The organism is Holdemania sp. (genome assembly GCF_986127675.1).
Map to the genome: position 1 here is coordinate 1 of NZ_CFQZWI010000101.1, position 10063 is coordinate 10063.

A 10063-nucleotide genomic window follows, 5' to 3' on the forward strand; every position below is an offset into this window, starting at 1 on the left:
GTTTTTATGAGACACAATTTCGTGAAGCGTTGGACTCTTTGCCTGAATCATTAAAAAGAGATCTTCTGTTTCAGAGACATCCTTTTATAAGGGGATAGATCGGCACTGGTAAACCAGTCCCGTCTTGGACTCAGCGAAGTCATGATAACAAGATGACCTCAACGCTCTGATCCGGCACTTCGATTGCGGCGATCAGGCTGAAAATCGGATGGCGATGGTCGCCAGATCATTTTCCCAGCGAGTCTGCGGGTATCCATTTGCTTTGAAAGAATCCTTAAGTTTCGTTAAACAAGGTGTTACAATCCGCTGACATGGAAAAAATAAGAAAAAAAGAACCCCAGCCGTCAGACTGGGATTCCTTGGAGGAAACTTGATTTATTTCGCAGCGGCTGCGTTGCGGCCGGCGATCCGTCCGAAGACGGTGATATCGGCGATCGCGCAGGTGCCGACGCGGTTGTTGCCATGGATGCTGCCGGTAACTTCGCCTGCGGCGAACAGACCTGGCATGACATTGCCTTCAGTATCCAGAACTTCTGCATTTTCGTTGATTTCAACGCCGCCCATTGTGTGGTGGACAGAAACGACGCCTTCCAGAATAAACCAAGGGCCTTCCTTCATCGTGACCATGCTGGTGGTACGGCCGAATTCATCGTTGTTGTTTTCGATGCCTTCGTTGTACTTATCCATCGTTTCAACGAGGTTTTCAGCGTTGATGCCGTAGTGTTCCGCGACTTCTTCCAGCGTGTCGGCTTTGAAGAAGACATCGTCTTCCAGGCAGCGGGCATATTCATCGGCGAATTTTTCTTCCAGATTCAGCCGGTCAGCGACTTCCTGATTGTAGATCGCGTAGACTAAACCGCCCTGAGCCAGAATACCTTCAGCACGAACGTCGCGCATTGCAACTTCGTTGACGAAACGCTTGCCGTCTTTGTTGACATAGATCAGACCTTCACCCGACCAGCTTGGTGCTTCGATCCCATAGAAGACGCCGGTGATCGGATTGTTGAACGGATAGAGCTGGATGTGTTCCATATTGATCAGATGAGCGCCGATCTTTTCAGCCATGACGATGCCGTCGCCGACAATCGCCGGGGAGTTCGTCGTTTTAACCGATTCGTCCAGTGTTTCCCAACGTGTGTTGTAATGTTCGCGCATTTCGACGTTCGCGCCGAAACCGCCGGTGGCCAGAACGACGCCATTGTTCGCGGAGATCGTCGCGGTCTGATCGCCCTGAGAGACCTTAACGCCGACAACCTTGCCGGTTTCATCCTGAATCAGTTCTTCAGCCTTGGTGTTCAGCATGATTTCAACGCCGTGACCTTCAGCGTATTCCTTTAACGGATTGATCATGCCCGGGCCTAAATCAATCGGTTCAACGGCACGGGCTACGCTGTGGCCGCCTTCCCAAACGAGGTAATCCTGATATTTGACGCCGATCTCATCGCGCAGCCATTCCGCGGCCGCCGTCGCGTTGTTCGCGACGATATCGACCATTTCCTTCTTCGCGACCTTTCCGCCGCCTTCCCACATTTCCTTCGCCATCAGTTCCGGGCTGTCTTCAATGCCCTGTTCTTCCTGCAGCCAGTTGTTCGGGCAGGCCAGTTCGGCATAGGACAGAATCGTGTTGCCGCCGACATATGGCATTTTTTCAATGACAACGACATTTGCTCCTGCTGCCTGTGCTTCGATCGCTGCAGACAAGCCCGCTCCGCCGGCGCCTAAGACAACGACGTCATAGGTCTTATCTTCTAAAGTAACGGTCGTCTTCGCCGCGCCCTCGCCGCTCATCAGCGCTTCGATATCTGCGCCGGCTTCTGTCAGCGCCGCTTTGACAGCGTCCAGAATCGCGTCGGATGTGTGCGTTGCGCCGGATACCGTGTCGACGTTCAGCGACTGGGATTCAACGATCGAAGCCGGGATGTTGGCGATCGCCGCATCGGAGATGCCGGCCGATTCCTTGTGTTCCGTGACCTCGACCTTTTCAATTTTGTCGGCGCTCAAGGTGACTTCGACGGTAACGTCGCCGTTATTGCCCTGGGCGGTGCCTGTGTAAGTTCCTGCTTTGAATTTGCCTTCGCCGCCTTGATCATTCTTCGGTGCCGAGCTGCACGCAGCCATCGAAGCGATCATCATGACGGAAAGCATCAGTTTAACGATTTTTTTCATAATTTTCCTTCCTCCTGATTCTTATTTTATAGAACCGGCCGAAAGGTTTGAATGGATTATCTTCTGCATTTTTTGTAATATTGTCCATTTGTGCACAAAAACAGATAATTTAAACAAAATTTTTTCAGGGAGTTAACCGAATCCATGAGGGACAGGTGTTCTCATGGCTGTTAATTTCAATCGGATTCTTCTGTTTTTATGCGCTGGATCTTATGATCAACAGGCGGAAAGACGCGGGACGGAATCTATTGGCAGAAAGTTGGAAGAATCTTCAGCGATAGGAGCTTTCAGGAAAGACGATAATCAAATTTCCTGTAAAGCAAAGAGCGTCCCGGCTTTCCATATTCAGTATAACTCAAGAATGGTAATTAAACAACTCTTTTGAGTTTTTTTGACATAAAATAAAACGCCGGGCAATCCGGTCCCGGCGTTTCTATCAACAAACATTTCGTTTTGCGTAATTTTCTTCAACGTTGAGCTTCAGCGTTGAAATCCTTCTTCCTTACGGAGCCCTCATTTTTCTCTAAGGAAGAAGAACCGTGATACAACGGCGGTGAGCAGGGAATCAGAGCTGATCCAATCCCAGCCGTGCGATTTCCGCGTCGATTTGCTGCATTTGAGCATCGCTGAGCTGCCATGTGAACGTATTGAGATTTTCCGCGACATGACGCACGCTGCGTACGCCGACCAACGCGGTGGAGACGAATGCTTTCTGCGTCGACCAGTTGATCGCAACCTGACTGACTGGAACCTGATGTGTCCGGGCAATTTCATCCAGCGTTGCCATCAGCTCCATGACGCGGGGGAAGATCTCCGGCTTAAAGCCCTTATAGAAGGACAGCCGGACATCGTTGGCCGGCCAGTCGGGAACCTCGTGGAACCGGCCGGTCAGAATCCCGCCGCTTAAGGAACCATAGGTCATCGTGTCGATGCCATGTGCGGCACACCATTGCATCAATGGCTTATAACGCTGATCAATCATCGAGAAGGGCGGCTGAACGACGTCGATCTGACCGTATTTCATCGCTTCCTCCAATAACGGCTGATCGCAGTTGGACAAGCCGATATAGCGGATTTTTCCCTGCTGCTTTAAGAAGTTCAGGGCACACATCGTTTCCGCAATCGGCGTGTGCGTATCCGGCCAATGCAGGAAATAAAAATCGACGTAATCGGTCTGGAGGTTGCGCAGCGAGCTGGCCATTTCCTCCATGACCGTACCGAAACGGGCGTCGCGGAATACGCCGCCGGTGAATAAATCATTGTGCGTGCCGAACTTCGTGGAAATTAAAATCTCAGACCGGTTCAGACCCTGGATCGCTTTGCCGACGATCTGTTCCGAGCTGTGGTTGCCATAGTTGGGTGCTGTGTCGATCAGGTTGACGCCGCCCTGGATCATCGCGCGGATTGCTTCGATCGCTTCGGTTTCGCTCATCGCGCCGTTCCAGCGCAGGCTGTCCAGCCCCCAGGTGCCGACGGCCAGCTGACTGACGTCGACGTTGGCGTTTTTAAAATGAGTCATGCGCATAATTTAGATCATCCTTTCATCATTGATGCCGGAAAAAAACGGGAAGTCCCGGGGCAGGGGAGAAACTTAGGGGCTAAGAAAGATCTGAAGAATTTACCACAGCTGTTTATACAGCTCGATCATCGCCTGTTCCGTTATCGGCTTGCGGGTGTTGGCCGGGGAGCCGGAAACGTTGGCGTCATGGGCCATTTTTTCCAGCGAATTCATGAACTGATCCCGATCGACATTCAGCTGCGCCAAGGTTGGCACGTTCAGCCGGGCTAACAGCGCGGACAGATTTTCAATAAACAGATCGGCCGCCTGTTCATCATCCTCACACTGTGTCATATCGCAATAACGCGCCAGATCCGCAAACCGGGCCACTGCGCCATCCTTAACATATTTCATGCAGACTTCCAACAGCACGGCGTTGCTTAAGCCATGCGCGATATGGAACAGCGCGCCGATCGGACGGCTCATGCCATGGACGATCGTTACCGAGGAATTGTTGAAGGCGATCCCGGCTTCCAGCGCCGCCAGCGACATCTGGATCCGGGCTTCCTCATTGTCGCCATGCTCATAGGCATTTGTCAGATTGTTGAAAATCCGCTTGACGGCGCTGAGCGCAAAGGTGTCGGAAAGCGGCTGGGCCAGACGGGAGGTGTAGGCTTCAATCGCGTGGCACAGGGCGTCGATGCCGGTCGCGCTGGTCACGCCCTTGGGCGCGGTCATCGTGAACTGCGGGTCGATGATCGCCAGATCCGGAATCAGACTGCCGCCTTTTAAAAGCATCTTCACGTCGTTTTCCGTGTCGGTGATGATCGTGAACTGGGTTGCTTCCGAACCCGTGCCGGCAGTCGTCGGGATCGCGACCTTCTTCGGCAGCGGCGTTTCCACCGGCTGACCCATGTAGGAATTCAACGGCCGGTTTGGATCGGCGCTCATCATCGCGATCGCCTTCATCGAGTCGATCGGCGAACCGCCGCCCAGCGCGATCAAGAAGTCGCAGTGTTCCGCCTGATATTGCTTCAAGCCGTCGATGATCATCGTATCGCATGGCTCACTGTTGATTTGAGCATAAATCGAATATCCGACATGATGCTGATTCAGCACTCTCAGCACCTTGTCCAGATTGCCGAGCTTGATCATCATCGAATCGGTGACGATCAGCGCCTTTTTGCCTAACGCGGCCAATGCGGGACCGGCCATTTCCAGAGCGCTTGAACCGTTGATGATTTTAGCGGGTGTTAAAAATAGATTTGCCATTGTCGTTCCTCCTTATTTGATCATGTAGCCGCGGATGAGTTTGACTAAATCGTCATAGCCGCCCAGAAACTGATTCATCGTCGCCAAAAACGCGCCGTAGTGCTCAAACGCTTCCGGCTTTAACCCATCCTCAAAGTATGCTTTTTTGAATTCATCCAGCTTCATCAGCTCGTTGATCAGCTCGTCTGCGACCGGCGTGTCGATGTTGTTTTGGATCACGACGTCGCTGCCGTTGTATTTGCGCTGCCAGTCGCTGGTGATCGTCAGAACGATATCCCCGCCGATGAATTCTTCCCAATGATGCTGATTGCGGAAGGCCGCGACCAGCAGCTTTGTCCGATAGCCGCGTTCCTTGTATAACCGGTAGGCGTTTTTGACGACCGCTACGCCCGCCATGTCCAACGCTTCCGCGCTGATCATCACGTCGTGCTGCTTGACCCAGGCTTTTAAGTAATCGTCGGTCCGGCCGGCCATGATCGTGCAGACCGGATGCATTTCCGCCGTGGACAAGCCTTCCGCTTCCCGCCGCGCCAAGCCGCGCTCCACGGCTTCGGCGACCGCAATCGCCTGGGCGCAGGTGAATGAGACTGTCGCGTTGATGCTGACGCCGCGGTAGGTTAATTCCTCAAACGCTTCGATGCCGGCCTTGGAGGTCGGGGCTTTGATCTGGGAATTGGGCACGGTGGCCGCCAGCTTGCAGGCCTGCTCGACCATCTTGTCCTTGCTGCGGTAGAACTTGGCGTTGGTCTGAAACGAAATCCGGCCTTTCTGACCATGGCTTTCCTCAAACATCGGCAAAAGCAGCCGGCTGGCTTTGGCGCCTAACGCCTTGATCACATCCCAGGCGACCTCATCCTCGGTGTAAGCCGGATGGGTGCTGATGATTTCTCTGATGATCTCTTCCCATTCGGGTAGTTCCTTCTTTAAGACGTTGCCGACGATGACCGGGTTGGTGGTTGCGCCGCTGGCGCCGTTGTCGATTGCGTATTGCAGCTCCTTGCAGCTGCAGGAGTCGTTCCACACTTCCGTCTGCGGGAAGCGGGTGACCATTTCGTATAATTTATTCATGTATTTTTATTTCTCCTTTACTTTAACAGGCTGACCGCCTTGACAAGACTTGGCGTTGTTTTGCAGGACCGCTGCCCGGCAAGGCATTTGCCGCTGTCCTTTTTTTCGAAGACGGACGGAATTCTGCGCGATGGCTGAGCGGACCTGAGGAATGAAGGGGTTATGGCTTATTGATCAAGCTGGAAGAATTCGGCATCCGGATCGTTGACCCATTCATGATCGGGGTCGAAAGTGCGCGTCTTGATCCATGGGTTGTTTTTTAGATGCGGAATCATCCAGACATAGAACATCGCGTAGCCCGGCGCGGCATTTTGCGGATGGGTCAGACCGCCGGGGATCATCGCGACGCTGTTGTGGGTGATTTTATAGACCTCCTCGCCCATGAAGCAGCTGCCGAAGCCCTGCGGATGATCGAACTTGTAGAAGTAGACCTCCGGCTGGGGATGATGATGCGGCGGATAACTGCTCCAGATGCCTGGAAAGTTGGTGATTTCCCCCAGCACCATGTTGGAATATGGCGTGCGCTGGTAATCCAGGATCGTCGTGACCTGGCGCTTGGTCGTGGCAGCCAGCTTGCCTTCGCCGAAGAACTGTTTGTCGATGTTGGACTTGTCATACAGCACGGCCGGGAAGATCCGCGGGTTTTCCTTCTGTTGGACCAGCACCTCGCCATCTTCCTCAAAGACCAGCGTCACCGGCGTGTTCCGGCAGACGTGCAGGCAGGTCGCGTCGTCGTGGAAGCAATCCTTCCGCACGGCGCTGACCGCTTTGCCTTCATATTGATAGACGACAGTTCCGCTCAGCAGCAGCAGCGCTGTTTCCTGATCCTTTGACTGGATCGGCCAGGACTCGCCTTTATGGGCGATTAACAGTTGAACGTTCATGAACATCCGGTCTTTTTCACTGTCGCAGATCTGATTGAAACCGGGATGCAGATCCTCATTTTTTCTTAGCATTGTGAACTCCTTTCTGCTTGTCACAGGGATTCAACTTGTCTATAATGGAGAAAGTTGAAAGGTCGGGGAAAAACCATGAAATACAATCGTTTGCAGGAAATGGAAGCCTATATCCGCAAAAACCGCTCGGTGAGCAACGAGGAGCTTCAGCAGCTGTTCAATATCTCCGTGCAGACGCTGCGCCGGGATTTGAAGGAACTGGAGGACCGCAATGTGATCACCAAGGTGTACGGCGGCGTTCTGGCTAAACCGGAAAAGATCAGCGCGGCGACTTTGCCGACTTTATCTTCCCGGCTGCGCACCAACGCGGCGGCCAAGGATCGGATCGGTCAGCTGGCGGCGCGGCAGGTGCAGGACGGCGACGTAATTTTTGTGGATTCAGGTTCCACCGCCTATACCATGATCCCCTATCTTCATCAACAGGAGATCACAGTGATCTCCCATAGCCTGCATGTCATGAACGCGCTGACGGAAACAGAGAATCTGACGGGCATCTGCCTGGGCGGGAAGCTGAGAAGGGAAACCCAGACCTTCTTCTCCGATACCTCGTTTTATCCGTACTACTATAATAAAGCGTTCATTTCCACGGTCGGCCTGTCGATTTCCAAGGGGCTGACGAATACCGATTTCAATGAAGGGGTGATCAAGCGGCATGTGATCCAGAATTCTGCGGAGGTCTGGATCGTCGCCGATCACTCGAAATTCGGTACGGTGGCGTTTAACAAGTTTTTCGATCTTGAAGGCATTACCGGAATTATCACCGATGAAGAACCGAGTGAAAAATACCGACAATACTTCAAAAATCTCAAAATCCAGTTGATTGATTAAGTCCGGACAAGCCGGGCTTTTTGATTGCCTGGACAAGCTTATCATAGTGTCTGTTGATCAGGTTGTCAACTTGGTTTTGAGAAGGTCTTGGTTAACTTGATCAACTTGTGATTCTTCGAGAAAAGTATTAAAAAAGCTTTTATAAAAGGGATATTCATGCTTTTTCCCCAGCTTCGCGAAACAACAAGCAAAAAATTACCGGATTTCTGTTCCCGTTTTTCTTTCAGCCGGAACAGGAAAGTATGCTATTTTATTGACGAGGGAAGGGCGGTGACAAAATGAATGATCAAAAGTCTAATTACTACACCCAGCTGATCTTGAAGGCGCTGCTGAATAAAGAGATGGTGACCACGGGCCAGCTGGCGGAAGAAATTGGACTGTCAGAAAAAACGATCCGCACTAAAGTGGAAGTGATCAACAACATGCTGCTGGACAACCAGCTGGGCGAGATATGCAAGAAACCCCGGATCGGGATCTGGCTGAACGCGGATGCGCAGCAGCGGCTGAAGCTCAATTCGCTGATCAACAACTCGACGAATATGGACGTACTGCAAAACGATCAGGTCCGCACCGCAACAGCGCTGAAGCTGATCTTGAAAAGCACGAAGAACAACACGCTGACGACCAAGCAGCTGGCCTCCCAGCTCTATCTCAGCGTACCGACGACGCTCAAGGTGATCAACGACTGCCGCAGCTGGCTGAAGCTGTTTAACATCGAGCTGAACGTTGTGCGCAACAAGGGTCTGGAACTGGCGTACAACGAGGTGTCCTACCGCCTGGCATTGAAGCATTTCATTCTGAAATTCGATACCGAGACCAACGTCGAGGAAAGCATCCTGTTTTTTATGCCGGGACTGGATCTTGATGCGATCCGGCGGGGAATCATGGAAACGGAAAAGGAATGGAGCTTTGAGTTCGCCGAGGAATCCTTCAACGAGGTGCTTGTTTACGCATCGCTGGCGATCTATCAGAACCAGCAGGAAAATGGCCGCAAGCTGAAATTTTCAGACGAGGAACTGGAAATGCTTCAGAAGTACAACGAATACAGCTTTGCCGAAGCGATCTTTAAAAAGCTTGGGGCGCATTTCAACATGACGCTGCCGACTGAGGAAAAAGCGTTTTTGTCAATCCAGATCCTGTGCTCCAAGCTGATCGACAGCGGCTACAGCGCCGACAGCGGCGAGGTGCTGCGGGAATATGACAACAAGCTGCAGGAATTTGTCCGCAAGATCATCTCCGTTGTCAGCAACGTTCTCAACGTCGATCTGACGCATGACGACGCGCTCTATCACGGCCTGTTGATTCACATGCGGCCCACGCTGTTTCGGCTGCGCTATGAACGTGGACATACCAATGGACTGACCAGTTATATCAAAACGGAATATAAAAAGACCTTCCGGGTTGCCTGGCTGATCTCCGTTCTGTTTGAGGAATATTTCGATCTGAAGGTCAGCGAGGATGAGCTGGGCTATATCGTGCTGTATATCCAATCCGCTCTGGAGCGCAATGAGAATCCGGTCCGGACGATGCTGGTCAGCGCTTCGGGCATGGGCATCAACCAGATGCTGTGCGACAAGATCTGCCGCTCGTCCAGCCTGATTCATTCGGTGAAGGTGGTCAGCGTCCATGATTTCAAGATTGAAAAAGTCACGGACGTCGATTTGATTCTGACGACGCGCGAGCTGCAGCTGAATGACCCGCGGATCGTGGAGATCGACGATTTCCTGTCCGACGCTTCGATTCAGAAAATCAACCACTGGATCCGCAACACGATTCTCAACAAGGTCAGCGAGGCGCAGTTCGACGCGGACTGCCACCAGCTGTTTGAGCCGGATCTGATCTTTACGCATCTGAAAATTGACGACAAGCCGGCGCTGCTGAAGTATTTGTGCGATCATCTGGTCCGCAAGGGCTATGTCACGCGCAAGTATGTCAAGACGGTCCTGGACCGTGAAGCGTTTACGCCGACGTCGATCGGCAACGGCGTTGCGATTCCTCATGGCGATCAGAACGAGATCAACGAAGCCCGGGTCGTCATCGCCACGCTGGAAAAACCGATCTTGTGGGACAGCGAAATGGTCGACGTGATCTTTCTGTTAGTCGTGAAAATGACCAATGACTTTGAGATCCGCCGCACCCAGGCTTTCTATAAGCAGTACATCAAGCTGGTCGGAACCGACGAGCAGGTCAACGTCCTGCGGAATTTTCAGACCAACGTCGATTTTTACAAATATTTAATCAAGTAATTTCAGTAAGCAAAGCTACGATAAGGAGA

7 protein-coding genes are annotated in these 10063 nt (G+C 52.3%); 2 read left to right on the forward strand and 5 right to left on the reverse strand.

The features are described from left to right. Positions 1-375 precede the first annotated feature (375 nt). The 5 genes from AC5OW4_RS12650 to AC5OW4_RS12670 form a co-directional block, all read right to left on the reverse strand. A complete protein-coding gene (locus AC5OW4_RS12650; RefSeq protein ID WP_195395416.1) occupies positions 376-2166 on the reverse strand; it encodes a flavocytochrome c in 1791 nt (596 codons plus the stop codon). Positions 2167-2731: 565 nt separating this feature from the next. Continuing rightward, a complete protein-coding gene (locus AC5OW4_RS12655) occupies positions 2732-3691 on the reverse strand; it encodes an aldo/keto reductase (RefSeq protein ID WP_195395415.1) in 960 nt (319 codons plus the stop codon). A 93-nt stretch (positions 3692-3784) separates the two neighbouring features. Further along, on the reverse strand, positions 3785-4936 hold the full coding sequence (locus AC5OW4_RS12660) for an iron-containing alcohol dehydrogenase (protein ID WP_195395414.1): 1152 nt from the start codon (positions 4934-4936) through the stop codon (positions 3785-3787). Positions 4937-4948: 12 nt separating this feature from the next. Next, entirely contained in the window at positions 4949-6004 is a 1056-nt protein-coding gene (locus AC5OW4_RS12665) for a transaldolase family protein (protein ID WP_195395413.1), read from the reverse strand. A gap of 167 nt (positions 6005-6171) precedes the next feature. Next, on the reverse strand, positions 6172-6960 hold the full coding sequence (locus AC5OW4_RS12670; RefSeq protein ID WP_195395412.1) for a 5-deoxy-glucuronate isomerase: 789 nt from the start codon (positions 6958-6960) through the stop codon (positions 6172-6174). Between the two features lie 75 nt (positions 6961-7035). Here AC5OW4_RS12670 and AC5OW4_RS12675 point away from each other — a divergent pair, with 75 nt between their 5' ends. Together AC5OW4_RS12675 and AC5OW4_RS12680 are read left to right on the forward strand one after the other, a co-directional pair. Continuing rightward, positions 7036-7788 (forward strand): DeoR/GlpR family DNA-binding transcription regulator, encoded by a 753-nt coding sequence (locus AC5OW4_RS12675; protein ID WP_195395411.1) that lies wholly within the window; start codon positions 7036-7038, stop codon positions 7786-7788. 278 nt (positions 7789-8066) lie between these two features. Then, complete coding sequence (locus tag AC5OW4_RS12680) at positions 8067-10034, forward strand: BglG family transcription antiterminator (protein WP_072684990.1); 1968 nt, start codon at positions 8067-8069, stop codon at positions 10032-10034. Positions 10035-10063: the final 29 nt, after the last annotated feature.

What these genes read in the sequence shown, in the direction of transcription:
- AC5OW4_RS12650 (WP_195395416.1), bottom strand. Translation starts at nt 2,166, where the DNA reads ATGAAAAAAATCGTTAAACTGATGCTTTCCGTCATGATGATCGCTTCG.
- AC5OW4_RS12655 (WP_195395415.1), bottom strand. Translation starts at nt 3,691, where the DNA reads ATGCGCATGACTCATTTTAAAAACGCCAACGTCGACGTCAGTCAGCTG.
- AC5OW4_RS12660 (WP_195395414.1), bottom strand. Translation starts at nt 4,936, where the DNA reads ATGGCAAATCTATTTTTAACACCCGCTAAAATCATCAACGGTTCAAGC.
- AC5OW4_RS12665 (WP_195395413.1), bottom strand. Translation starts at nt 6,004, where the DNA reads ATGAATAAATTATACGAAATGGTCACCCGCTTCCCGCAGACGGAAGTG.
- AC5OW4_RS12670 (WP_195395412.1), bottom strand. Translation starts at nt 6,960, where the DNA reads ATGCTAAGAAAAAATGAGGATCTGCATCCCGGTTTCAATCAGATCTGC.
- AC5OW4_RS12675 (WP_195395411.1), top strand. Translation starts at nt 7,036, where the DNA reads ATGAAATACAATCGTTTGCAGGAAATGGAAGCCTATATCCGCAAAAAC.
- AC5OW4_RS12680 (WP_072684990.1), top strand. Translation starts at nt 8,067, where the DNA reads ATGAATGATCAAAAGTCTAATTACTACACCCAGCTGATCTTGAAGGCG.